The following is a 25,161-nucleotide window of genomic DNA, read 5'->3' on the forward strand; positions in this document are numbered from 1 at the left end:
CCGGAAACTTCGTTCAGTTGGGTCCTTCTTGCCCTTCCAGACATGCATCTGGCAAGACACGCGTTGCGGATGACGGGCGAGTTACCCGTTTTTCACCGTTTTGGAGGTCCCGGATGCTGAATTTCCTGCTGATCCTGCTCTGCCTCGTTACATGGGGCGGTGTCTACGTGTTTCATTTTCGGGGACAAATTACGGAATGGTGGGATAACCGTTTTGTAAAGGACAAGGCACCGGAACCGCAGGACGAGCCTACGCCCGAGTTGCAACTTCCCATCCGCTATGATGCGGCGTCAGCTGAAACAGAAAAAAAAGACGCCTGAGCTGTACCGCTCAGACGTCTTTCTTGCTCATCACTTCAGGACGGGTAGCGCCGTTCAATCGCGTCCCAAACCAGCCCGGCACTGTTAATGCCCTCGAACCGGTCCAACTCCTGGAGCCCGGTCGGGGATGTGACATTAATCTCCGTGAGCCAGTCCCCGATCACGTCAATACCAACGAAAATCAGGCCATGATCTCGAAGGTACGGACCGATCGAATCACAGATCTCCCGATCGCGCTCCGTCAGTTCCACCCGTTCTGCACGGCCGCCAACATGCATGTTTGACCGCGCTTCCCCTGTAGCTGGAACGCGGTTAATCGCACCGATGGGCGTACCATCCACAAGAATAATGCGCTTGTCTCCAAGGCGCACAGCGGGCTCATAGCGCTGGATCATCAACGGTTCGTTGGTGCGGGCAAAGTGCATTTCCAGCAGAGCCTTCAGATTTTCATCATCCGGCTTGATACGGAAAATTCCTGCACCACCATTGCCGTAAAGCGGCTTGACGATGATGTCCTTGTGCTGCTCGCGGAATGCCAGAATATCCCGGCTATCCCATGCAACTAATGTCGGCGGCATAAGGTGCGGGAAATGTGTGACAAGCAGCTTTTCAGGCGCATTCCGAACGGCGACTGGATCGTTCACGACAAGTGACAGCCCCTCGCCCACCCCATGAACGTGTTCAAGCATATGGGTCGCGGTGATGTACCCCATGTCAAACGGCGGGTCCTGACGCATCAGGATCACATCCGTTTCGCCCAGCGGAAGAATTTCTTCTTCACCAAACGTCGCATGATCTCCACGGACACGGCGAACCTCAACCCGGCGCGCGCGCGCCTGAAGGCGGCCGCCCTTGCCCTGACCTTCAATCAGACTGAGCGTGGTTACAGGATAAACCCAGAGCTCGTGTCCACGCGCCTGCGCTTCAAGCATGAGGGCAAAAGTGGAGTCGCCATCGATGTTGACCTGTTCTAACGGGTCCATCTGTACGGCGACCCGGAGTGAGCGGGGCATGTCGGAAACTCCGGCTAAGGAAAAATAGGATTTTATTCTGTAGCGGCCAGAATGGCTTTTTCAAAGCCACCCACAGCTCGCTCTCAAAAGATGTCGGCCCGGCTACGCAAAGCGGCCATAGCCTGCACTGTCGGTGTGGTCAGGGGAGAGGGAAGCTCACCCAAAGGAAACCAGCCAAAATCACTATGCTTTTCTGGCTCCATGAGCGTCGGCGTTCCAGTCAGTTTCGTCACCAGATAAACGGGGGCGATCCAATGCGTACCGCTCTCCCGATCAGACTGCTCGACCAGACACAGCATGTCCCGGGCGTGGATCGTAATGCCCAGTTCTTCTGCAACTTCCCGTTCGACAGCACGCGAAACAGGCTCAAACAGATCTACTTTACCGCCGGGTAGTCCCCAGCATCCGGCTTCGGGCGCCTTTTTGCGACGAATCAGCAGAAGCTTTCCATCCACGAGAATGGCAGCGCCACATCCAACACGCGGTTCAGATTGCACGACGCCCTCTTTCAACCCTGTGACTCAGGATAAGTGATTTTGAGAATTTCGATTTCGACAGGGCCACGAGGCGTCTGCAACATGGCCACATCCCCGACACGGGTTCGCATCAAGGCACGTGCGATGGGTGAAATGAGACTGACCTCCCCTCGCACCAAGTCCGACTCGTCCACACCGAGGATCGTTACGGTGTGTTCGACATCGTCCTCATCGACATAAGTCACGGTCGCGCCAAAAAAGACCCGATCCCGCGTGGTCTGCGCCGCTGGATCAACGATCACGGCATTTTCCAGCCTTTTTCCTAGGAACCTCAGACGCCGGTCGATTTCTCGCAATCGGCGTTTGCCGTATTGATAATCGGCATTCTCAGATCGATCCCCATTACCTGCGGCCCAAGAGACGATTTCGACAATGCGCGGACGCTCTTTCTGCGCCAGCTCCTTGAGTTCCGCTCGCATCACCTCCGCACCGCGCGGGGAAAGATAATGAGAGAGTGGTGTTTTTTCAGACATCAGAGCGCCTGAACCCGAAAGCGCATCCGACCACCAATCCGTGTTTTTGGTTTGAGAAGATGCAGCCCGCTACCAACGACATCAGCCTGATTGATAGCGTCTGTCATGTTCGTAACGGGTTCCACAGCGACAAACGGGCTATCCGGGGAGGTAAAGACGACCAGATGCTTGAAGATTGGATCCGCCTCAACCGTCACTGCCAGCCCATCGTCCGGACGCTTCAAAACAACCCGCCCGCCAAATCCTGCAAAGCAGTTATCGACAAAACGGTCATGAGCGGGCTTGGTCGTATGAAAAGACCATTCCCCATCACAAGGAACATCCTGAACAGGCAAACCGTCCGGAGACGTCAGCCAGACCTTTTCAGCATCAAATGACAGCGTTGCGTTTTCCTCTGCGGCGAGAAATGGATGAAAACCAAACCCGACTGGCTGCTCCGCCTCACTCCGATTTTCAATGGCAATCTGCACGTCCAAACCTGCGTCTGTAAGTTGGTAAGACAGAGCAGCACGATAAGCGAAAGGCCACGCTTGATCATTATCCTGCGGGATATGATCAAGCGTCAGTACCGCATGGCTTTCCCCTTGATGAGCAATAGTCCAGGCCTGCTCCCAGGCGTTGCCGTGAATCGTATGCGGATGATCCGCCATGTTCGGAGCCAGATCATAACTCTGGCCGCCAAACGAAAAGCGGCCATTGGCAATACGATTTGAATACGGAATTAGCGGGTACGCCCCAACTGCCACTCCATTCAGCGCGCGCAACGCTGCATTCGGGGTTGGTAGAAAAATATCTTTTCCATCCCGCTTCCAGAGGCCGGCAGAGCCTCCCGTTTCGGAAAGAAGAGTGAGCCGGCTCTTGCCGCAACTCAGTTCAATCATGACAGTCTGCAATCCTGATAATGGCGGTCGGTCATGGGCAACCCAGGGCCCTCGTATAGCCGGATCAGCGACGCCCACCACGTTTGCGCTTGTTTGGGTCATAGCCTCCGCCGCCCGGCCCGAGGGGCGTCGGGCCTTTTGGCTTTTTCCCGCCCCCGGGTCGCCCGGCGGTGGACGTTGCCAGCGGCGGTGGCTCCAAGCCCATATCAATAGCTTCCAGACGCCGCACCTCATCACGCAGCCGGGCAGCCTGCTCGAAGTCCAGATTGGCGGCGGCTTCACGCATCCGCTTTTCCAGCTCCTGAATCGTAACAGGAAGAGACTTGCCGACGAATTCTTCCGTGTCGCCAGCATCGTCAGGCGCAACAGTGACGTAGTCCTGCTCAAAGATAGACGACAGCGCATCACCAATCTTCGAACGCACTGTCATGGGCGTAATCCCATGAGCGTCGTTCCACTCGGTCTGTCTTGCGCGTCTCCGAGCAGTTTCCTCAATCGCGAATTTGAGGCTGTCCGTCATCTTGTCCGCATACAGCAGAACTCGACCATCCACGTTACGGGCTGCACGGCCGATTGTCTGGATCAACGATGTCCGGGATCGCAGGAAGCCTTCCTTGTCTGCATCCAGAATGGCGACGAGGGCACATTCCGGAATGTCGAGCCCCTCTCGCAGCAGGTTGATCCCGACCAGAACATCAAAAGCGCCCAGACGCAGATCACGGATAATCTCGATCCGCTCCAGCGTATCCACATCAGAATGCAGATAACGCACTTTAATCCCAGCTTCGCCCAGATAATCCGTCAGATCTTCCGCCATCCGCTTGGTCAGCGTTGTGACAAGAATGCGTCCGCCCTTGGCAATCGTCTCACGCGCTTCGTGCAGCAGATCATCAACCTGACCTTCCACAGGCTTCACATCTGTTACCGGATCAATCAGACCTGTCGGACGAATGATCTGCTCGGCAAACACACCCCCCGTCTGTTCCATTTCCCACGGACCAGGCGTTGCCGAGACAAAGATACTTTGCGGCCGGAAAGCATTCCATTCACCAAAGGCAAGCGGACGATTATCAATGCAGGAAGGTAGCCGGAATCCAAAGTCAGACAGGACAGATTTTCGCGCCCTGTCCCCTCGTTCCATTCCACCGATCTGTGGCACTGTGACGTGGCTTTCATCTACAATCAGAAGAGCATCTTCCGGTAGATATTCGAACAACGTCGGCGGCGGATCACCGGGGCCACGGCCTGAGAGATAACGGGAGTAGTTCTCAATCCCTTTGCACGCCCCCGTCGTTTCAATCATTTCCAGATCAAACGTCGTCCGTTGCGACAAGCGCTCTGCCTCCAGCAACTTCCCTTCTTCGGTAAACTGCGCAAGCCGCTGCCGAAGCTCATTCTTGATCCCGATCATCGCCTGATTCAGCGTTGGTCGCGGGGTCACATAATGGGAATTTGCGTAAACGCTGATCTCAGCCAGATCAGCCGTTTTATTTCCCGTTAGAGGATCAAACTCGGTGATCTGATCAATTTCATCTCCGAACAGAGAAACACGCCAGGCGCGGTCTTCATTCTGCACGGGAAAAATGTCGATCTGTTCGCCGCGCACACGGAATGTCCCGCGCTCAAAGGCCGCGTCGTTGCGACGATACTGAAGCTCGACAAGGGCTTTGATGAGCTTCTCGCGATCAATCTCGCCCCCGACCTCAAGCCGGACAACCATTTTCGAGTACGTTTCAACCGAACCGATACCGTAAATGCAGGATACGGACGCAACGATGATAACGTCATTTCGCTCCAGCAGAGCCTGCGTTGCCGCATGGCGCATCCGGTCGATCTGTTCGTTGATCTGGCTGTCTTTCTCGATATACGTATCTGACCGTGGAACGTAGGCTTCCGGCTGATAGTAGTCGTAGTACGAGACAAAATATTCGACGGCATTATCAGGAAAAAACTGCCGCATCTCGCCGTAAAGCTGGGCAGCCAACGTCTTGTTTGGCGCAAGGATCAAGGTAGGCTTCTGTGTCCGCTCAATGACCTTGGCCATGCTGAACGTCTTGCCCGACCCCGTCACGCCGAGCAGAACCTGATCTCGCTCTCCGGCCTCCACACCCTGAACAAGCTCCCCGATTGCGGTTGGCTGATCCCCTGCGGGCTCATAGTCAGCTTTGACCACAAACTTCCGCGTCTTTGCTTTGGTAGGCTGTTTTTCAGGGATGAATGCCGTTAGGGGCATTTCGGTCGCATTGCGGAGCGCGGAAGGTTTTTTGGCCATAGGGTCCAAGATGGGAAAGAAACGGGAACATCACAAGAGCGTCTCACTGGGCCTGTCGTTTCGTTCTTCGCAAAGAATTCCTGCAACCGGCTACCAATCTAATGCCGAACGAGAGGGGATGAACTTTCGTAAGCCTCCCCAAAAGCCTTTAAATTCGCGCCTGTGACAGGATCATGATCCATATCAGCACCTAGCCGCACATGAATGCGAACTCCGGGCCAGAGCTGAACATCACGCTCCGTATGCCCATCAGGAAACTGACGCATCAATGGTTCTTTCAGAGCAGGCCGCATTATCGACTTACGGCCCTGCACGTGAATGACCTCTCCTTTCACACCCTCCGGCTGTGATGTGGCGGAAAAAGACAAATCCTTTGCAGACAATATCGGCATGCTCGCAAACGTGCTGACAGGCTGGGCTTGCGCCATAGCACCATGCAAGACGATTGCACTGAAGATGCCTAAACCAACTGTCCTGCCCCGACCGGGCAAGCTCTTGCTGCCCCGCATTCTGACATCCGCCACAGCCGCATCTTCCCAGTAGGGCAAGTGATGAAATATCATTCATGACATAACATTTCTAAAAATGGATAGTGAAACTTGTTTTCCCGCGCTATGCAGACCAGCATATTTCTGAAGGAAGACCGATCATGGACGTCCAGACGATCGAACAGACGTATAATCAGCTTCAGCAGCAGGCCCAGCAGTCTGCGCAGGCGCTCCAGGCGCTGGGAGCAAAGATGCAGACCGCAGCTCAAACCGGGGACATGCAGGCCCGCGAGTGGTCTTTGGACCTGCGGGAGTTGGCTCTCTCTTTTCAGGCTGAACAGCAACAGGTCACAAACCTGCTTCAGCAATTGCACGCAGCGCTTACAAATGCGGCTTCAAACCAGCAGCCGGTGGCGGCGGCCCAATCGCCATATGATGCTCAACCCCCTGTTCAGGTTGTTGGGCAAGCGCAGGATAACGGATTTTTCTCGAATATCCTTAACTCAGGCTTTGCACGGTCCGTAGAAGCTGGTGCAGGCTTCAGCATCGGCAATGATCTGATCAAAGAGATTTTCTGAGCCTGTTCATTCTGCTGCGGCGCTTGAGGAGAACTTTACATTCCTTCTCTCAATGGGGGCATCCATTCGTGCTCCCATTAAATTGCCACCTTTGCCGAAGACACCAGAGTGCGCTCACGCATTGACCGTCTTTAGGCTGAAGCGCTAACCCACCACGAACTCATGCGGCCGGAAGACAGTCGCGGATCGGGACCGAAACCGGGATCAGGAAAACCATGACTACAGCGCTCATCACAGGAATCACCGGCCAGGACGGTGCATATCTCAGTCAGCTTCTGCTTAAAAAGGGCTACCGCGTTGTAGGTCTTCTGCGTCGCTCCGCCTCAGCCGATGTTGTCGGAGAAAGACTTCGCTGGCTCGGAATTATTGACGATGTTGAGCTGGTTGATGGGAACCTGACGGATCTTTCTTCCCTGATCCGCATCATGGAAACCGTCCGACCGGACGAGATTTACAATCTAGCAGCCCAGAGTTTTGTTGCGGCGTCCTGGCAGCAACCGCTCCTCACGGGGAACGTGACGGGCATTGGCGCTGTCAACGTTCTGGAAGCGGCTCGCATTGTTCAGAGCAAGGCCAGATTTTATCAGGCGTCTTCGTCTGAAATGTATGGCCTGATCCAGCAGCCGGTTCAGAACGAAAACACCCCGTTCTATCCCCGCTCTCCCTATGCAGTTGCCAAGCTGTACGCTCACTGGATGACGGTGAATTATCGTGAAAGCTTCGGGATGCATGCATCGTCGGGCATCCTCTTCAACCATGAGAGCCCTCTTCGCGGCATTGAATTCGTAACCCGCAAAGTTACGGACGGCGTAGCGCGCATCAAGCTGGGGCTTGCGAAAGAACTTCCGCTCGGGAACCTGGACGCCACACGGGACTGGGGCCATGCCCGCGATTACGTTCGCGCCATGCATCTTATGCTGCAGCAGGACACCCCGGACGACTATGTCGTCGCAACCGGTCGCACCACGAGCATTCGCGACCTGTGCCGCATCGCGTTCTCTTACGCTGGCCTGAACTACGAAGACCATGTGGTCACAAACCCGGCTTTCCTGCGCCCCGCTGAGGTAGAAGTTCTCTTGGGAGATGCCGGCAAAGCCAAGCGCGTTCTTGGCTGGGAAGCTGAGACAACCCTTGAAAGCATGGTTGCCGAAATGGTGGACGCTGACCTGGCCCGCCATCGCAACCGAACGGCCATCTGAGGACGCTTCATGCGTATTCTTGTTACGGGCCAGCGGGGCTTTGTCGGGCAGCATTTAAAAAACCGACTGAAGGCTCGCTTTCCGCAAAGCGAGATCCTTCCGTCCAGTCCGGACGTTCGTGATGCAAAAGCCGTCGATGCGGCTGTAGCAACCAGCAAACCAGATCACTGCATTCATCTGGCGGCCATCTCAAGCATTGGAAACGCCAGGCAGGACCCCGATCATGCCTGGCAAGTCAACCTGCAGGGCACGCTCCATGTTGCACGAAGCATGCAGCGTCATGCTTCGCAGGGCCGACTTTTGTATGCGTCAACGGCTGAAGCCTATGGCTCCACCTTCCAACGCGGAACTCCCGTCGCAGAAGATGCAGCTCTTGCCCCTGGCAATACTTATGCCGCCACCAAGGCGGCCGCAGATCTGGCACTGGGCGCTATGGCAAAGGAGGGCTTGAATGTCATCCGGATGCGACCGTTCAATCACACTGGCCCGAACCAGTCAGCTGACTTTGTCGTTCCGGCTTTCGCCTTGCAGATCGCCCGCATTGCCAAAGGGCTTCAAGCCCCAGAAATCCGCGTAGGGAACCTGGAAGCCCAACGTGATTTTCTGGATGTACGGGATGTCTGTGATGCTTATCTTGACGCCCTGATGCCCGACAACGCGCTGGAACGCGGTACAATCCTTAACCTCTGTTCCGGACAGACACGCTCAATTCGTTCCATTCTGGATGACCTCATCGCCCTCAGCGGGGTCAAGGCCGACATTCTCACGGACCCAAACCGTCTGCGCCCTTCAGACACGCCGGTCGCCCGCGGTGATGGGTCCTTAGCCAGACAGCTTCTCTCATGGGCGCCTTGTATCCCGTGGGAGCAAACGTTGAGTGATATTTACACAGACTGCCTGAAGCGCGTTGAAACTAACTAAGCATGTTCTACATTCACGGCTTCTGCCGAACAGCGGTTCAAGTCGTGCAGCGTTTCTGAAGCAGAAGTCAGAAAAACACGTACCTGAACTCTTCGGGCCTTATCTGCGATCAAGTATAAACGGACACCAATTGTGAGCCATTTTCCTGTCCGACAATGTGTGATCCTGCTCGAACCCACAGAACTACACGGTGAAACAGGTACACCTCCACACGCTCTCATGCAGTGTGGAGACAGACCGTTTCTGGCATGGCTCATGCGCGAAATGCAGCGTTTCGGAATAGAAGATTTCGTACTGCTGGCGACAGAGCAGTCCGTGCTGCACTTCGAAACTGCTGTTGAGTTGATCCGCTCACGCCTTCCGAAACCGGCAAACATTACTATTTTAACAGCACCTCATCAGGCTGGCAGTGGCGGCATGCTCCATCATGCGCGTCAGCACCTTCAGGAATGCTTCCTCTTTTGTGACGGAGAGGTTCTCTTTTCAGGCAATCTGGCAAGGTTTCTTACGCATGCCGGACAAGGAAACTGGGCATTGCTGCGTGCGGACGACAGTGACGATCAAGAGAGTTTGGCTTGCGCGGGGGAAGACGACGAAAAGGTCGTTCCGTCTCTTTTAACAACACAGCACAATTATCCAGCCGCCTTTGAAAAGAGCGGTATCTTTCTGTTCGACCACTCCATATTCCAGTATCTGACGGCAGCATGCTCGCTAGAGCAGGACGTCCTACCCGCTCTCGTTAAGGACGATGTCCTGAAAGGTTTGTCGCTTCCCGGAGATGTTTGGAATGTGCGGCGACCAGAAAACCGCGCCAAAGCGAAGACGCACCTCCCGACCACACTCCTCCGTCCAGCGGTATTTCTTGATCGTGATGGCGTGATCAATCACGATCATAGGTGGGTTGGAACATGCGACCGCTTCGAGTGGGAGCCGGATGTACTGAAGACTATCGCGAAGATTACTGACAGCGGCCATCACGTTTTCATCGTGACAAACCAGTCTGGAATTGCCCGCGGGTTTTATACTGAGGACCACCTCGAACAGCTTATGAGCTGGGTGATCGACACTATTCGCGAGCATGGTGGAACAGTCGATGACTGGCGATACTGCCCCATGCATCCGGAAGCTGTGGTGGACCAGTATCGTGGCCAAAGCCCGAACCGCAAGCCGTCGCCAGGTATGATACTCGACTTATCAAGCCGGTGGGAGTTAGACCCCGCGCGTTGCGTTATGTTTGGAGACCAGATTTCGGACATCCAGGCTGCCGAAGCCGCTGGAATCAAGGGCGCTCGTGTTGGTCCGCTGCTTCTTTCCGAACTGGCTTCCCAGATGAGCGCATTCCAGTAAATAAGGGTTTTCAGGCTCCGTCGGATATCTGTTTACGCAAATTTTTCGCGTTTATCGTATGTGACCTGATAGAGCGAAGTTTCTAGAGTGGGCTTGTCATCGCGACAAATTTTTTACCTTCGCCCTACCGATGCGTGTCCGTCATCTGTGCACCTGCAACGTGTTTTCTGCTCCGTCGCGACACCCACAGATCAAACAATTGTGTCAAAATCAAAGTAATATCGAGAAATAAATAACAACTTCTCGATACTCTGGAAGTTAGGCACACGCCCTTGATCACTGGACGACACTTGTCATACAATCTTCGTTCAAAATGATTTGAATGAATGCCGCTCCCGTCGGCCAAACTGAAGCTAGCCTGGACCCATGAACAAAGATTACGTTATCTGGATCGACGTCGAAGACATCTTTCAGTACTTCGAAAACAATGCGCGTCCTAGCGGAATTCAGCGCGTTGTCTTTGAAATACTGCATGTCATCCGGCAGCAGGCTGCCCAAAAGCCAGGTATCGGTCGCATAGTTCTGACCCGGCGCGGCAAAGAGGAAGCCTGCCTCCTCTCGTCAGTTACTTTTGAGGAACTGGAAGCGCTTTTCTCCGTCCGTTCGGAAGAAAAAATCACGCCGCCCCGGACGACAGCCGCAAAAAAAACGCGCCAGAACGCCCGCTCGCTCATGCGCAGCTTTCGTCACACCGTTATCCGACGCCTGGAAAGTCTGCCACCAGAGCTGGCCCGCCCGCTGCTGAACATCGCTGTTAATCAGTTGCGCGCATTACAGCTCCTGAAACGTTACGCGCGTTCAAAGCTTCATCGCCCAGCATCAACTGCTGTACAGCCCGCTCCCGTGGCTCAGCCCTCCCCCGCCTATGTCGCAGCACACCCAGAGGCATCACCGAGCCCAGGGGATATTTTTCTAATCCTTGGTGCGGCATGGTCCGAGCCAGATTTTGGGGAGCGCCTGGCGCGCCTGCGCAAGGTTTTTGGCGTCAAACCCGTTCTCCTTGTTTACGACCTCATTCCAGCCGTCAGGCCCGAATGGTGTGCTCTTTCGCTCATTTGCGATTTCCGTCACTGGCTGGACACAACGCTCCCGCAGTGCGGTCGCCTGTTAGCCATCAGTCATTCCACCGCTAGCAGCGTTGAAGAGTATGCTCGCAAACAGCGCCTGACATTACAGGGTCCGGTTCAGACCATTCCAATTGGCAGCGGCTTTGGCCCTCCTCGACACGCTGAGGGCGAAAGACCCTTGGGTCTTCCCGCGAAGGACAGCTACGTCCTTTTTGTCTCAACACTCGAGGCACGCAAAAACCACCTGCTCGCGTTTCGGATCTGGCGGCGTATGGTCATTGACCTTCCAAGAGAACAGGTACCAACGCTCGTCTTTGCAGGGCGCGTGGGTTGGCTGGTTTCCGACCTCATGCAGCAGCTTGAAAATACGGAATGGCTGCGTGGGAAAATTCGCCTTCTGCGGGACCCAAGTGACGATGAACTGGCCCATCTTTATGACGGCTGCATGTTCACTCTTTTCCCGTCGCTTTACGAAGGCTGGGGACTACCAGTGACCGAAAGCCTCGTGAATGGTCGTCCCTGTGTGGCATCCAATTCAACCTCCATTCCCGAAGCTGGTGGTCCGCTGACGCGCTACTTTGACCCTGAAGACTTTGACGACGCCTATCGTGTTGTGCGCGGAACAATCGAAGACCGAGCTGGTTTGAAGGCCTGGCAGGAGCAGGTCCGCACCCAGTTCAAGCCTGTGCCATGGGAAGACAGCGCAGATGCAGTGTTGGATGCATGCCACGCTGCTTATCTGAGCGGAGGCCTGTCATGACACTTTGGGTAGATATAGACGACCTGCTGTTCCATCTCCTGCATCATAGTCGACCGAGCGGAATTCAGCGTGTCGTTTTCGAGATTTGTGCTGCTTTGCGTGAGCTTCGCGGCCATGAAATCCAGTTCGTCCGTCGTGGAACAGACTCTGCGGATCCCCGTGGCTTCCGAACAGTAGATTGGTCTTCTATTGAAACTCTCTTCCGGCAAATCATGGAAGGTAATAGTGCCCAAAACGGGTCTTCTCGATCAGCCGGATCGTTCCCCGTTACCCCGCCGATGGAAAAAGTTGCCTCGCAGGACGTTCTCTCTACTTTCCTGCAAGCAGAAAGCTGGGCGCTTAAAGAGCTTGTCACTGTCCCTCGCGCCCTCGGACATTTTGCCCTGGATCTCGGCCGAGCAAAAATACAGGAGCGCCAGCAGGAGAAGCCGTCGGCTCAATACGACGAGGGCACCAAGCTGGCGGATGCTGCCCAACCAGGCGACGTTTTCCTGACTCTCGGCGCACCCTGGCATCATGCCAACTATGTTCAGAGCATTCGATGGATGCGCGACGAGCTGCGCATGTCGTTTGGAATGCTCATGCATGATCTGGTTCCCGTTCGTCACCCCGAATGGTGCGATCGTGGCATCATCATCACGTTCAAAGCCTGGCACAGCGCGATCCTTCCTTTGGCTGATATGATTTTTGCCAACAGTGACGCAACCGCACGGGACGTTCAGTCTTACCTAGCCGAGCAGGATGTGGGCACTCATGTCACTGTCCAGACCGTTCCACTTGGTACAGGCTTTGGTCTTGCCGACGCCCCTATGGCACCTGAGCCGATTGTACAGGAACCATACGTTCTTTTCGTTTCCACCATTGAAGCACGCAAAAACCATGCCCTTCTTTTCCGGGTCTGGCGGAGAATGCTTGAGGAAATGCCGGTAGAAAACGTTCCCACGCTCGTCTTTGCGGGTCGCGAGGGGTGGCTGGTTTCCGACCTCATGCAGCAACTCGAAAACGCTGAGTGGCTGGATGGAAAGATCCGCTTCATCCAGAACCCGACAGATGCTGAACTGCGGCGCCTTTACGCTGATTGCAGTTTCACGATTTTCCCCTCCTTCTTTGAAGGCTGGGGCCTGCCTGTGACGGAAAGCCTGTCCATGGGGCGCCCTTGTCTGGCATCAGGAACCACATCCATTCCGGAAGCTGGGGGCCAGCTGAGCCGCTATTTCAACCCGGACAATATCAATGAAGCCTACACGCTCATTCGCAAGACCATTGAAGATACTGAGGGCCTGAAAGCCTGGACGAAACAGGTCCGCTCAGAATTCCAGCCGGTCCCGTGGACTGAAAGCGCCAAAGCCATTCTCAAGTTTATAAGCTGAGAATTTCTTCAGTCATTAGCTTGGCCTGAACTTAAAAAGGGGCGCCTTCCGCATGGAGGACGCCCCTTTTTAATTAGAGGGATGACAGCGCAGGAGGTACTTTAGCCTTCGCCAAGGCTTCTTTCTGACGCGCTGCCAGAACATTCACGTCGAAACCGTCAATCAGCTCCTGAAACATCTGATGCCAGTTCAGACGCGCGCCCAGACGGAGGAACGCACTTCCCAGGCCAATTGCCGAGCGATCCATCAGAACAAACTCACGAGGCAGCTTCACGCCTCCCGTTCGTTTCAACCCGTCATAGACCCTTTCCAGAACCTGCTTGGCTTCGGCTGGATCATTGCTCTCCTGCATAGAGCAAACACGATCAGTCATCAGCGGCCGATAGAAGAAACGAGCCCACTCGTTCAGAACCTCAGCCGTCTCGCGCGACAGACCTTCGAAGCCCCACTTGCTATAGGCGTGGAAAGCTCTGTCTTCATCGTTATCCCTAAGCGCGGCAAACAGATCCACCACGCCCTCAACAAAGCGGGGAGAGAAGATGCGAACAGCGCCGAAATCCAGCAGGTTCAGACCGTAATCATCGCGCACGGTGAAATTGCCCATATGCGGGTCACCGTGGATGACACCATAGCGATAAACCGGTGTGTACCAGGCCCGGAACAACGCCCGCGCCATATCGTCCCGCTGTTCCTGCGTCGCCTCAGACGCCAGAACAGCCTTCATGCCACGACCAGACACCCAGTCCATCGTCAGAAGACGCCCGGTGGACAGTTCCTCAATGGGGGCCGGGACGGTGACAGTCGGGGTTTCAGACAGCATGTCCCGATACAGGCGCAGATGGCTGGCTTCCCGGCGATAATCCAGCTCTTCCCGAAGCCGGTCAGACAGTTCGGTGTAAACCTCGTCCTGACGGATCGTTGTCTCAAACCGCTTATATACGCCAAGAGCCGCACGGAACTGCCGCAGATCGGAGTCCACCGCGCCCTGCATGTCCGGATACTGGAGTTTGCAGGCCACTTCGCGTCCATCAACCAGACGGGCACGATGCACCTGCCCCAAAGACGCCGCTGCAACGGCTTCGTGACTGAAAGAGCGGAAGTTCTTTTCCCAGCCAGCACCCAGTTCCGCCGTCATCCGACGACGCACGAAGTTCCAGCCCATCGGAGGCGCATTGGCCTGAAGATGAGCCAGTTCTTCCGCATATTCGTCCGGCAGAGCGCCGGGAATGGTGGACAGAAGCTGAGCGGCCTTCATGAGCGGCCCCTTCAGATTGCCCAGCGAAGACTTCAAGCCTTCAGCGTGGACACCCTTGTCCGTCTTGATGCCAAGACGGTTTCCAGCCAGGCGCGCAGCGATGCCGCCGACTGCACCAGATGTCCGAGCCATCCGGCGAAGTTCGCCCATCAAACCGGTATTATCGAGATCGCGCGCCATGGTGCCCTCAGCCCTCCTGCTCGAGCTGATCAATCAGACCCGAGATTACATCCAGTCCTTTACGCCAGAAACCCGGATCCGTCGCATCAAGACCGAACGGCGCCAGCAATTCCTTGTGGCGAAGTGTCCCGCCAGCTTCGAGCATGGTCCGGTATTTGTCCGCAAAACCGTCAGGCTGATCCTGATAGACGCCATACAGCGCATTCACCAGGCAGTCTCCGAACGCATAGGCGTACACATAGAACGGCGAATGCACGAAGTGCGGGATGTAGGACCAATAGGCGTCATAATCCGGCGTAAAGTGGAACGCGGGACCAAGGCTGCGTTCCTGTACGTCGCGCCAGATGGAGCCAAGCTGCTCTGCTGACAGTTCACCCTTGGCCCGCTCGTCATGCACGCGAACCTCAAACTGATAGAACGCGATCTGGCGGACTACCGTGTTCAACATGTCCTCCACTTTCGCTGCCAGAAGATGACGGCGACGCTTTGGATCGGTTTCACGATCGAGCAAAGACTGGAACGTCAGCATCTCACCGAAAACGGAGGCCGTTTCAGCCAGGGTCAGAGGAGTCGCAGAGTTCAGATAACCCTGCTTCTGGCCAGCAAGGATCTGATGCACACCATGCCCAAGCTCGTGAGCCAGCGTCATCACATCGCGGGCGCGACCATGATAGTTCATCAGGATATAGGGATGGACGGACGGTACGGTGGGATGGGCAAAAGCCCCCGAAGATTTGCCCGGCGCGGCTTCAGCATCAATCCACGGATGCGTCAGGAAGCGGTCCACTAGTGTTCCAAGCGCCGGATCGAAACCCGTGTAGGCGTTCAGAACAATCTCCTTGCCGTTCTCCCAAGGAATCACTGTGTCAGCCACGCCGGGTAGAGGCGCATTCCGGTCCCAGTGCTCCAGCTTTTCCAGCCCGAGCCATTTGGCCTTCATCGCGTAATAACGATGGGACAGACGCGGATACGCCTCATCAACGGCGCTGACCAGCGCATCCACAACTTCGTCCTCGACCATGTTGCCACGGTTCCGGCTGCTGGACGGACGCGGATAACCACGGAGTTTATCCCCGATCGCCTTGTCTTTGGCGAGCGTGTTCGTGATCATCGTGAGCAGACGGGAATTGTCTGCCAGTACAGCGCTGATCTGCTCTGCGGCTGCGGCACGCCTGTCACGTTCAGCGCTCGTCAGAGTGTTGAACGCCGCACCGAGGGGTTTTGTCTCCCCATCCAGCGGGACAGTCAGGCTGGCCATGGTTTCATCGAACAGCCGGTTCCAGGCACTCCGTCCCGTTACGGACTTGTCCATCAGAACCTGCTCAACCTCATCCGAGAGCTGATAAGGACGAAATACCCGCAGATCCCGCAGGAACGGCTGCCATTTAGTCATTTCTGGCGCAACTGACACGTTGTCCAGAACGTCGTCATCGAGACGGTTCAGTTCCAGCGAGAAAAAGAGCAGATCAGCAGAAATGTCTGTGACACGCTCCTGAATGCCCTGTGTGAAACGGCCCCAGACCGGATCTGTCGTATGAGCGGCAAAACCTAACTGGGCAAAGGAACCGATGCGTCCCAGCCCTTCCTCAATCCGCTCATATTCTGCGAATGCCTTCGCCAAAGCAGCACCATCGGCCTGACCAAGCTTGCCTTTCCAGGTTTCGCTGAAAGCTTTGGCGGATGATGTCAGAGTCGCGAAATCCTGTTCGATCGCCGGATCGTCCAACGAAGCGTACAGATCGGACAGGTCCCAGCGCGGCGGAGCACCGTTCTCGGCCGAGGGGGCAGACGGGCCAGTGGCCGCTGAGAGATTTTGACTGTTCATAATTTGAATTTAGACGTCCCTGCCGCCGGGTCAAACGGGAGGTTGATGACAAATCGGTAGGAAATGCACTGACCCCATTCAGAGCAGTATTTAACTGGCCAATTGAACAGCAATACTCAGATCTTCAATCGTGTCCTGACTGAAAACCTGAATCCCGTTCTGGCTGAGCAGCGCAGCCGTTACACCGGCTCCGGCATGTTTCTGCCCGCTGAAACTGCCGTCATAAATCATCTGACTTCCACAGGACGGGCTACCTTCCATAAGCAACGCGAACCCGCATCCCTGTGCCTGCGCGACGTTCAGGGCAATCCGGGCTCCCGCTATAAACTCATCCGTCACATCTGCACCGGATGTGTCGGTCACACGCGCCTCGCCCAGAAGAACATCTTTGCCATCCTGCCGTGCCCCGATTTCCGCTGGGGGGCGTGGAACGGGCATCCCACCTGCAAGCTCGGGACAGACCACAACCAGACGTCCCTCTTCCTGCCATTGCTGAAGCAGCGGGTGCAGAAGGGTCTTTGCCTTGCCATCATATCGGACTGGCTGACCCAGCAGACAGGCACTGACCAGAATTCGGTTTTTCACAAGCTGCGGCATCCTGCTTTCGGGGCATCTGAGAATTCTGTTCTGATACCCTCATCTGCCCGAAAACAGAACGACTTCTGGTTCTGTTTCAGTTCAGACCGTCCGGCATCGGCCCCAATATGAACGTCGCAAACCCATCCGGACGAATATAGCTTTTGAATGCCGCCTGAACGCTTTCTGGTGTCGCAGCCTGATAGGCTTTAGCGGCATCGTTCAAATGCTCCCAGCCAAGTCCACGCAATATCAGATTTTCATCCGTGCTACTGGGCGCCAACATTGTCGCGTTCGAGATAATCATTTCGCGGATCACATGTGCTTTGGCCCTGTTCAACTCTCCAATAGTGACGGGCATTGCTGCCATGCTTTGCAGCTCTTGCAGAACATGCTCCCGCGCGACCTTCACGGAGCCAGGATCAGCACCAAAACCCACACTGTAGGTACCAAAATTTTTCTGAGCAAAGACCATTGATTCGACAGTATAAACATATCCGGTTTTGATCCGCAGATCTTGATACAGGCGACTGTCAGGGCCTTTGGTTAACATGGTATCAGCCAACATCATGTTGTAACGCTGAGGGTCCGTCCATCCGTGGGCATTCGCCTGTGCGATGATCACCATATCCTGTGACCGAACAGAATCTTTGACGGACTGGACTTCCGGAAGCGTACGCAATGGAAGGGCTGGCAAATCCACATCTGGCTTTGGTCCGCTGGCTTTCCAGCCCCCAAAGGCCGCTGTGATCTGTCTGCGTGCCTTTTCGACGGAAATGTCACCAACAACTTCTATCGTCGTCATATCTGGTCGATAGACGGACGCGTAATAGGATAGCACGTCCTCACGGGTCAGATCCGATAGTGTCTTCATGGTTTGCATGCGACGAGAGGGAAAACCTTCCGGCATCAATGTGTTCGTGATGCTTCTCCGAAAACGATAGGCAGGCATCTGCTCAGCCCCTGACTGCAGACGGATCATGTTCTGACGTATCAAATCAAACGCATATTGGGGAAACGCCGGGTACAGTTCCAAGTCTGCCAAAATGGTAAGGGCGGCACCGAAATCCTGTGTCCGACTTCGAATGGAAAAATTGGTCCCACCTCTTGCAGTAGCTGCCAGATCATCCAGATTCTTCTCTAATATTTCCCGGTCTCGTGTAACTGAGCCAAACGAAAACAACTGACCTGTCAGGGCGGCAACTCCGTCTTTTCCGGTTGGGGCCTGCATGTCAGGGTCGGACTTTATGTACCCAAACAAAAATACCGTTGGACTGATATGTCTGGTTCGCACCAGCACCCGCAGACCGTTTGGAAGCATGAAGTCTGCATCCGGCGCGTCGTAGATTGGGGGCACGGGAACATTTTCAATCGGCTTGGCCCAATCAGGCAGCGGCCCTGTCGCGCTAGCGTGACTGCCAAAGGATTCTGCGCCACCAAAGCCTGTTCCTGCTGGCAAAACCGCATGATCTGATGCAAGCATCGTCACCGCAACGGCATGTTCCGGATCCAGAAGTTTACGCGCCAGAGCATTGACGTCCTGCACAGTCACTTTTGTAAAACGATCGTAGACAGCATCGGGGCTATCGGCATTCTCTGCTGTCACAGCGGCAGACCATTGACTACCAAGCCCTGCAATGGAGTTCTTTTCAAAAGCCTTCGACGAAAGCACCCGTTTTTTCATACCCTCGAGCACATCCGCTGATACACCCTTGGCCCGAATTTCAGTAAGTGTCGTCTTGAGAAGGGCCATAGCCGCCTTTGGGTCGCCTCCTCTGGGAATTGTCAAAGATGCTTGAACGGTTCCCGTGTGAAGACCCCGAGCGATACCCAATTCCGCCGACAGCGCCTTATGTTGCAGCACCAATTTGTAGAGGGGTCCACGACGGTTCGAAAGAACTGCGTCCAACAGGACTGCAGCGGGAGCATCCCTATCGCGGAGAGTGGGTCCTCTCCAGAACAACGTAACCCCATCGACCGCATAATTTGACTGCACGCTCAAGGCCTGGGGAACAACCGGCGCAACAGGAGCCTTCGGGCGTTCTGGAAGCGGCTGTGCGGGAATAGATCCAAAGATCTGTTCAACCTGCTTCAGGCTCGTAACCGGATCGACATCCCCGACGATAACTAGAACAGCATTATTGGGCACATACCATTTACTGTAAAAATCTCGTAGGAGCTTCACGTCTGTCGCCTCGAAAGACAGCCGGGTTCCTAACGGCGAATGATCGTAGCCGCTGTTTTCAAACAGAATAGAATTCATTTGTTCTTTCAGCCGGAAATCAGGGCTCGAAAGATCCCGCGAGACTTCCTGCTCAATAGCGCCCCTCTCCTTTGCCCACTGCCCCGCATCCAATGAAAGATGCTGCATCCGATCCGCTTCCATATGCAGGACAACATCCAGATCCTGCGCCGGAATCAGACAGTGATAGCGGGTCAGGTCCGTCTGCGTGAAAGCATCGAACTGCCCCCCTAGCGTCCCCATCACTGTTGAAAGCTGGTCTCCACTGAGAGATGGCGTTCCACGGAACATCATGTGCTCAAGCGCATGGGCTGTACCCGGAAAGCCTTTCGGAGCCTCAGCAGACCCCACCATATAGGTCAGTTGCACGCTGACGGCAGGGGCGATCGGATTGCGGACCACAACGACCCGCAAACCATTCGGCAAAGTTTCGCGCCCAATGTCTGCACCATAAGCCGTTGAGCAGGCCAGACCCGTGAGCAGGGAAATCGCCAGAAATGTCTTTTGAAAAATATGCATCGACATGACTTCATCAGTGTATCGGTCAATGTAACGTAACAGTTACAGATCCCAAGTCATGTGGATATTTTGTGACCCCACTTGATGCGGGGGTGCCGCCCTTGTGAGACTACTGTTTCACAGGGGCGGCCATTAATTCAGTGACGAATGACTTCGTGGGTATTTTCGTCGTCTTCATCATCTTCGTCATCGTCTGGAGGACCAGCAATCTCGTCGTCATCCACGAGACGACGCGGATCAATAGCGCGCCAGTCGCGCTCCATGGGTGTCGCCCGATTGGCAACGAAGTCATCCAGTTCCGTGGAAGACTTCCAGCCATCATCTCCCGCATCAACAACTTCCGCGTTCTCACCAAAAGCCATCCAGCTTTCCAGCACTTCACGACTTGTCGCACCGGAAACACGACAGCGCTCAATACTGTCTCGCACATAGGCGCGGGCGTAAGCATTGGCGTGCATCAGGTCCATGAAGTCTTTTACAACTTCTACGGTGTCATCCTCGGATGCACCGGAGAGATCGATGATCCTGACACTCCAGGACTGGCCCTGCCCGGCAGTTTCCGTTCCCGGGTTTTCGGCTTCGTCGCTCATGAGACCTCCTGTTCGGCTTTTGCCTTGTTCAGCAGAAATTCACGCCCAACCTTGACGCGAAGCGTGCCGTCATAGGCCACGATGTCTGCCGTTGCATAGGTCTCGGACCAACGATCAGGAATAAAAGAGCCACTGCCAACAACGTCGATCGGCGCGTGAGCATCGCGCATGCTTGTGCACTTGGACACATTGAACCCTGACGACACCGTAATTTTCACTTTCGGAAAACCCGCCTCGTTCAGAGCTTCGCGCATCCTCCAGATCGCAGCAGCTGAAACACCCGTGCCAACCAGATCCCGCAGCTCTGCATCGGAGCGGTAGCGGCGGATCGTACCCGGCGTATAGCGTTCCAGCACGGCGTAAGACGACTGTGGGTCCAGCCCTTCCAGAAAGCGCCCACCATGCGTATCGAGGCGGACACTTAACTGCCCGGCAGCAGCTTTTTCCGGGAAACGTCGGCAGACTTCCAGCGCATCCGTCACTTCCTGTCCGAAATAATCCACCAGAATGGTCAGCGGATCATTCGGGTACACTTCGGCATACATTTCGGCAGCCCGGAGCGTTGAACCTGCATACCCGATCAGGGCGTGCGGCATGGTCCCAAGACCGTGCTCCTGACCAAAGAAGCCAGCTGTTGCATCATTGGCATTCCCAATGAACCCACGGGCCCCTTCCTTTTGAGCTGCACGGGAGCCAACGGCTGCCGCATAGCCCATTTGTTCCTGCATTTCGAAGCCAGCACAATGACGCGCTTCCATTGCCAGGAACGGGACTTCCGGCAACGCCATCGCCATCTGATACGCATTATGGGCAGCGACACAGGCAGCGCCAAGACGCTGAAGGAGCAGAGTTTCAAGAGGAGCAAGTTTTGTGAACGGGCCAGTCAGATACAGAAGCGGTTCACCCGCGCCGACCCACTGCCCTTCTTCATAAACTTCGCGGATATGGAGATCGAAACTCTGGGCCTTGGCCACATTCCGCAGCCAGGTGACTGCTATGCCACAGGCCGCGATGACCGGGCGGCGGATAAAAACCGCATAGGTGACTTTCGCGTCACCAAAATGTTCGACGATTTTTCGGGTTCGCCCGAAATAAGCATCGGTCCTGGATTCAATTGTTTGTTGATCCAGCGGGCCAATGGCACCGCTGGACTGTTCTAATGCGCTTTGAGAAACGGAAGAATTCATTCCTGCTTTCCTGCTCGTCGGCCTGTCAGTTCATGCGCAAGTAGAAACGCCATTTCAAGCGACTGTTCCGCATTAAGGCGTGGATCACAGAATGTTTCATACCGATCACCCAGATCGGCTTCCGTCAGGCACTGGGCACCACCAATGCATTCGGTCACATCCTGACCTGTCATTTCAAGGTGGATACCACCCGGACGACGGCCTGCGGCTTCAAACACATCGAAGAAACCAAGCACTTCGCCCAGAATACTCTCGAAAGAACGCGTCTTGACCTTACTGGACGTTGTGGTGGTGTTGCCATGCATCGGGTCACACAGCCATGTGACCGTACGCCCCGTCTTGATAACGGCATCCAGAAGCGGCGGCAGATGCTCGCGCACATTGTCCTTGCCCATACGCGAGATCAACGTAATACGACCGGCCTCGTCATTCGGGTTCAGAATCTCAAGCAGCTTTTCCAGATCGGCCACTGTGGTCGTCGGGCCAACCTTGATACCGATCGGGTTCTGAACGCCACGCAGGAACTCAACATGCGCGCCATCGGGCTGACGGGTGCGATCACCAATCCACAGGAAGTGCGCAGAGCAGTCATAGTAGTTACCGCTGGTGCTATCGATGCGCGTCAGAGCCTGCTCGTATGGCAGGAGAAGAGCTTCGTGAGACGTATAGAATTCCGTCTCATCAATCTGGGATGCTGCACTGTCGAAGCCACAAGCCCGCATAAAGGACAGCGTTTCGTCAATGCGATGGGCCAAATCCTGATAGCGGGCTGCGAGCGGTGAGCGCTCCACGAAGCCGAGGTTCCAGCTATGAACCTGATGCAGGTTTGCATAACCGCCGTTTGCGAATGCACGCAGGAGGTTCATCACACCGGCAGACTGGAAATACCCCGTTTCCATGCGGGCAGGATCAGGAATACGGGAAGCCGCCGTGAATTCCGGACCATTGATGATGTCACCGCGGTAGCACGGCAGCGTCACACCATCGATCGTTTCCGTATTGGACGAGCGCGGCTTGGCATACTGACCCGCCATACGGCCGATCTTCACCACAGGCACCTTGGCGGCGAATGTCAGAACCACAGCCATCTGAAGCAGCACACGGAAAGTGTCGCGGACGATATCGGCCGTAAATTCGTCAAAGCTTTCTGCACAGGCCCCACCCTGAAGCACAAAGGCTTCACCGCGGGATGCTGCGGCCAGACGTGTCTTCAGGCGGCGGGCTTCACCCGCAAAAACCAGCGGAGGATATCGATGCAGACGAGCCTCGACAGCAGCAAGCGCAGCTTCGTCTTCATAAGACGGGGCCTGGACGATCGGACGGGAACGCCAGCTTGCAGGAGACCATGACATCGTGTTGTCGGACGTCTGGGTCTTGGTCGAGGGGTGCATTGAATGCCCTCCGGGGGTCGGGAAGTGAACAGAATTGCGGGGCGCTGTTTATGGCTGAAAAAGCGCCGGGTTGATAGCGCGAAAAGTTAGATTGTAACGCATGGCACCTGTCTGCTGATGGAATGTTTCACGCACGGGCGAAACACCGTGCCATGCCAGCCGAGACGGCCCGCCCCACACCATGACGTCTCCATGCCTCACATCAAAGCGCCTGACCGGGTCTGTCTTCTGTAAGCCTCCAAACGCAAATCGGGCCGGAACCCCCAGAGAAACGGACACAATCGGAGATGCCAGATCATCTTCATCCCGATCCTGATGAAGCCCCATCTTTGCGCCTGGCTCATAGCGGTTCACCAGACACGACACGGGAGTGAAATCTGAAAATCCGGCCTCCTGCGCGGCCGCGGCCGCGATATGACGAAATATATCCGGCATATCCGGCCAGTGTTGGCCAGTCATCGGGTCGTGTCGAACGTACCGGTATCCGCGTTTGTCAGTATACCAGCCGCAGGCCCCGCAACTGGTCATGGCGACAGACATTGAGCGACCACCCGGTGTCATCATGAAGCGGAAAGGAGAAATCTGGGAGAGAGAATAGATATGCTGCAGGAGCTGGTCCGCAACGGAGTCGACAAAGCCCGGAAGCCAGACCGCGCCTGTCCCGAGCTCTGTGCGAACCCGCATTTCCGCAAAGAGATCCTCCACTGCTTCCTCCTGCTGCCGCCATTCAAGATGAAAAGAACTCTTGAACCTCAGCCCAAGCGGACCGATTATAAAAAAATATGCGGTTCTGCTTTCCATATGGTGATGGGGCCGTTGATTTCCATGATTGGTTCAGGACCAGATCCCATGCTGCCCTCTTCCCGCTTTTTCTGCCATGCCCTGCTGGCGACCGCTCTGCTGGGAGGGGTGGCTCAGGCTCAGAGCACGACTTTCGGTCAGCCCTACGAAACAGCCCCCCAGCAAAACAGCACTCAGTCTCAAGTGCCGGGCGCTGAACAGAAGGCCAATGGCGGAGAGCATTTCCGTGCCCGTGGCCACCGGTCCCTGCCACCTGGCTATCAGGATGCTCCGAGCACAGAATTTGAGCACGGGCCTGATCCGGACCATGAGGCCGGTGTGGAACGCGATAGCGTAACGGGTGCCAATCTCTCCAAATTCGGGTCGTCCTATCAGGGCAGCAACAACACCCAGTCTGGCCAGCTCGGTGATGCCACCGGCAACGGCTATGTCGCTCCGCGCGGCAACGGCTGGTAAAAGAAACCAATCTCCAGCGCAGGGGTTCTGCTCTTCAGGATGCGGCTGGTATCATCCAGCCAGATCGTATGAGGAGCAGACTCCATGCCGTATATTACTGCTACTGACGGAACGAGCCTTCATGTGAAGGATATGGGCGTCGGACGCCCGGTTGTTCTGATCCACGGCTGGCCACTGACCGGCGATATGTGGGAAAAACAGACTCTCGCACTTGTCGAAGCTGGCTACCGCGTCATTACCTATGACCGGCGTGGCTTTGGTCTCTCAGGCCACCCCATCAATTGCTACAATTATGACGTTCTGGCCGATGACCTTGCGGTCATTCTGGAACAGCTTGACCTGTGGGATGCGACCCTCGTGGGCTTCTCCATGGGCGGTGGCGAAGTTGCCCGCTATCTGACACGCCATGGTCGCTCAAGAATTTCAAAAACTGTGCTTCTGGCCTCCATCGTCCCATTCCTTCTGAAAACTGCAGACAATCCCGAAGGCGTGGATATTTCTGTTTTCGATGGCATCAAACAGGAAATTCGACAGGATCGCTTTGGCTTCCTGAAGAGTTTTCTGCCGGGCTTTTATGGCACGACCATGCTGCACCACCCCGTCAGTGAGGGCGTGCTGGACTGGTCTTTCACACTGGCCAGCATGGCTAGCCCGATGGCGACGCTCGACTGTGTGGACGCTTGGGGAAAAACCGATTTCCGCAGTGACCTTCAGTCTTTCACCATTCCCACGCTCATCATCCATGGAACAGCTGATTCAGCGGTTCCGGCTGATATCGCCGGCCGACGTGCCGCCGATCTGATTCCGGGATCGATCTTCCGGGAGTATGACGGTGCTCCGCATGGGTTGTTCTTCACCCATGCCGAACAGGTCAATGCAGACTTGCTGGAATTCCTGGCGTCCTAACCTTGGAA

The 25,161-nt window shown here is 55.5% G+C and carries 24 protein-coding genes; 10 read left to right on the forward strand and 14 right to left on the reverse strand.

Features of this window, described 5'->3' with window-relative positions; genetic code table 11:
* Positions 1-113 precede the first annotated feature (113 nt).
* A complete protein-coding gene (locus tag ABDK75_RS10030; protein WP_086634556.1) occupies positions 114-320 on the forward strand; it encodes a hypothetical protein in 207 nt (68 codons plus the stop codon).
* Between the two features lie 35 nt (positions 321-355).
* Here ABDK75_RS10030 and gshB read toward each other — a convergent pair whose 3' ends face one another.
* The 6 genes from gshB to ABDK75_RS10060 all read right to left on the reverse strand — a co-directional run bounded on the left by gshB (position 356) and on the right by ABDK75_RS10060 (position 5,761).
* Positions 356-1,333: a glutathione synthase gene (gshB, locus tag ABDK75_RS10035; protein WP_211502062.1), complete on the reverse strand. Its 978-nt coding sequence runs from the start codon at positions 1,331-1,333 to the stop codon at positions 356-358.
* An 83-nt stretch (positions 1,334-1,416) separates the two neighbouring features.
* Positions 1,417-1,830 (reverse strand): NUDIX domain-containing protein, encoded by a 414-nt coding sequence (locus tag ABDK75_RS10040; protein ID WP_083956329.1) that lies wholly within the window; start codon positions 1,828-1,830, stop codon positions 1,417-1,419.
* 11 nt (positions 1,831-1,841) lie between these two features.
* Complete coding sequence (greB, locus tag ABDK75_RS10045) at positions 1,842-2,342, reverse strand: transcription elongation factor GreB (RefSeq protein ID WP_086634557.1); 501 nt, start codon at positions 2,340-2,342, stop codon at positions 1,842-1,844.
* Positions 2,342-3,325: an aldose 1-epimerase gene (locus tag ABDK75_RS10050; protein WP_346005758.1), complete on the reverse strand. Its 984-nt coding sequence runs from the start codon at positions 3,323-3,325 to the stop codon at positions 2,342-2,344. The genes greB and ABDK75_RS10050 overlap by 1 nt, the downstream gene beginning before the upstream one ends.
* Entirely contained in the window at positions 3,288-5,495 is a 2,208-nt protein-coding gene (gene uvrB / locus ABDK75_RS10055; RefSeq protein ID WP_086634559.1) for an excinuclease ABC subunit UvrB, read from the reverse strand. Before uvrB ends, ABDK75_RS10050 begins: the two co-directional genes overlap by 38 nt.
* A 98-nt stretch (positions 5,496-5,593) precedes the next feature.
* Positions 5,594-5,761 (reverse strand): hypothetical protein, encoded by a 168-nt coding sequence (locus ABDK75_RS10060; RefSeq protein ID WP_211511374.1) that lies wholly within the window; start codon positions 5,759-5,761, stop codon positions 5,594-5,596.
* Positions 5,762-5,813: 52 nt separating this feature from the next.
* On the opposite strand from ABDK75_RS10060, the gene ABDK75_RS10065 reads away from it, so the two are divergent.
* From ABDK75_RS10065 to ABDK75_RS10095, 7 genes are all read left to right on the forward strand, one after another.
* Positions 5,814-6,038 carry a hypothetical protein gene (locus tag ABDK75_RS10065; protein WP_346005759.1) on the forward strand — a complete coding sequence of 75 codons (225 nt, stop codon included), beginning with the start codon at positions 5,814-5,816 and terminating at the stop codon, positions 6,036-6,038.
* Between the two features lie 106 nt (positions 6,039-6,144).
* The gene (locus ABDK75_RS10070; protein ID WP_211502056.1) at positions 6,145-6,561 is read left to right on the forward strand and encodes a hypothetical protein; all 417 of its coding nucleotides are present in this window, start codon (positions 6,145-6,147) and stop codon (positions 6,559-6,561) included.
* A gap of 215 nt (positions 6,562-6,776) precedes the next feature.
* The gene (locus ABDK75_RS10075) at positions 6,777-7,760 is read left to right on the forward strand and encodes a GDP-mannose 4,6-dehydratase (protein ID WP_099210418.1); all 984 of its coding nucleotides are present in this window, start codon (positions 6,777-6,779) and stop codon (positions 7,758-7,760) included.
* Between the two features lie 9 nt (positions 7,761-7,769).
* Entirely contained in the window at positions 7,770-8,681 is a 912-nt protein-coding gene (locus tag ABDK75_RS10080; protein WP_346005760.1) for a GDP-mannose 4,6-dehydratase, read from the forward strand.
* A 132-nt stretch (positions 8,682-8,813) separates the two neighbouring features.
* On the forward strand, positions 8,814-10,028 hold the full coding sequence (locus tag ABDK75_RS10085; RefSeq protein ID WP_346005761.1) for an HAD-IIIA family hydrolase: 1,215 nt from the start codon (positions 8,814-8,816) through the stop codon (positions 10,026-10,028).
* 366 nt (positions 10,029-10,394) lie between these two features.
* Complete coding sequence (locus ABDK75_RS10090; protein ID WP_346005762.1) at positions 10,395-11,855, forward strand: glycosyltransferase family 1 protein; 1,461 nt, start codon at positions 10,395-10,397, stop codon at positions 11,853-11,855.
* Entirely contained in the window at positions 11,852-13,225 is a 1,374-nt protein-coding gene (locus tag ABDK75_RS10095) for a glycosyltransferase family 1 protein (RefSeq protein ID WP_346005764.1), read from the forward strand. The genes ABDK75_RS10090 and ABDK75_RS10095 overlap by 4 nt, the downstream gene beginning before the upstream one ends.
* A 73-nt stretch (positions 13,226-13,298) precedes the next feature.
* Here the strand turns inward: ABDK75_RS10095 and ABDK75_RS10100 are convergent, their stop codons facing one another.
* The 8 genes from ABDK75_RS10100 to alkB all read right to left on the reverse strand — a co-directional run bounded on the left by ABDK75_RS10100 (position 13,299) and on the right by alkB (position 23,695).
* Positions 13,299-14,660, reverse strand: coding sequence for an AarF/ABC1/UbiB kinase family protein (locus ABDK75_RS10100; protein ID WP_086634566.1), 1,362 nt, complete (start codon positions 14,658-14,660; stop codon positions 13,299-13,301).
* Between the two features lie 7 nt (positions 14,661-14,667).
* The gene (locus ABDK75_RS10105) at positions 14,668-16,485 is read right to left on the reverse strand and encodes a M3 family oligoendopeptidase (protein WP_346005765.1); all 1,818 of its coding nucleotides are present in this window, start codon (positions 16,483-16,485) and stop codon (positions 14,668-14,670) included.
* Positions 16,486-16,575: 90 nt separating this feature from the next.
* The gene (locus ABDK75_RS10110; RefSeq protein ID WP_408874418.1) at positions 16,576-17,070 is read right to left on the reverse strand and encodes a DUF523 domain-containing protein; all 495 of its coding nucleotides are present in this window, start codon (positions 17,068-17,070) and stop codon (positions 16,576-16,578) included.
* Between the two features lie 88 nt (positions 17,071-17,158).
* Positions 17,159-19,828, reverse strand: a complete 2,670-nt coding sequence (locus ABDK75_RS10115) for a pitrilysin family protein (RefSeq protein WP_346005768.1) — start codon at positions 19,826-19,828, stop codon at positions 17,159-17,161.
* Between the two features lie 131 nt (positions 19,829-19,959).
* Positions 19,960-20,412, reverse strand: a complete 453-nt coding sequence (locus tag ABDK75_RS10120; RefSeq protein ID WP_086634570.1) for a hypothetical protein — start codon at positions 20,410-20,412, stop codon at positions 19,960-19,962.
* Positions 20,409-21,599: a nicotinate phosphoribosyltransferase gene (locus ABDK75_RS10125; RefSeq protein WP_211500059.1), complete on the reverse strand. Its 1,191-nt coding sequence runs from the start codon at positions 21,597-21,599 to the stop codon at positions 20,409-20,411. The genes ABDK75_RS10120 and ABDK75_RS10125 overlap by 4 nt, the downstream gene beginning before the upstream one ends.
* Positions 21,596-22,990 carry a class II 3-deoxy-7-phosphoheptulonate synthase gene (locus ABDK75_RS10130; RefSeq protein WP_346005769.1) on the reverse strand — a complete coding sequence of 465 codons (1,395 nt, stop codon included), beginning with the start codon at positions 22,988-22,990 and terminating at the stop codon, positions 21,596-21,598. The genes ABDK75_RS10125 and ABDK75_RS10130 overlap by 4 nt, the downstream gene beginning before the upstream one ends.
* 48 nt (positions 22,991-23,038) lie before the next feature.
* Positions 23,039-23,695, reverse strand: a complete 657-nt coding sequence (gene alkB, locus ABDK75_RS10135; protein WP_346005770.1) for a DNA oxidative demethylase AlkB — start codon at positions 23,693-23,695, stop codon at positions 23,039-23,041.
* 96 nt (positions 23,696-23,791) lie between these two features.
* Here alkB and ABDK75_RS10140 point away from each other — a divergent pair, with 96 nt between their 5' ends.
* On the forward strand, positions 23,792-24,247 hold the full coding sequence (locus ABDK75_RS10140; protein ID WP_086634573.1) for a hypothetical protein: 456 nt from the start codon (positions 23,792-23,794) through the stop codon (positions 24,245-24,247).
* 84 nt (positions 24,248-24,331) lie between these two features.
* Positions 24,332-25,153: an alpha/beta hydrolase gene (locus tag ABDK75_RS10145; RefSeq protein WP_346005772.1), complete on the forward strand. Its 822-nt coding sequence runs from the start codon at positions 24,332-24,334 to the stop codon at positions 25,151-25,153.
* The last annotated feature ends 8 nt before the right edge of the window (positions 25,154-25,161 follow it).

It is taken from the genome of Gluconobacter sp. OJA (genome assembly GCF_039638325.1).
GTDB lineage: Bacteria > Pseudomonadota > Alphaproteobacteria > Acetobacterales > Acetobacteraceae > Gluconobacter > Gluconobacter cerinus.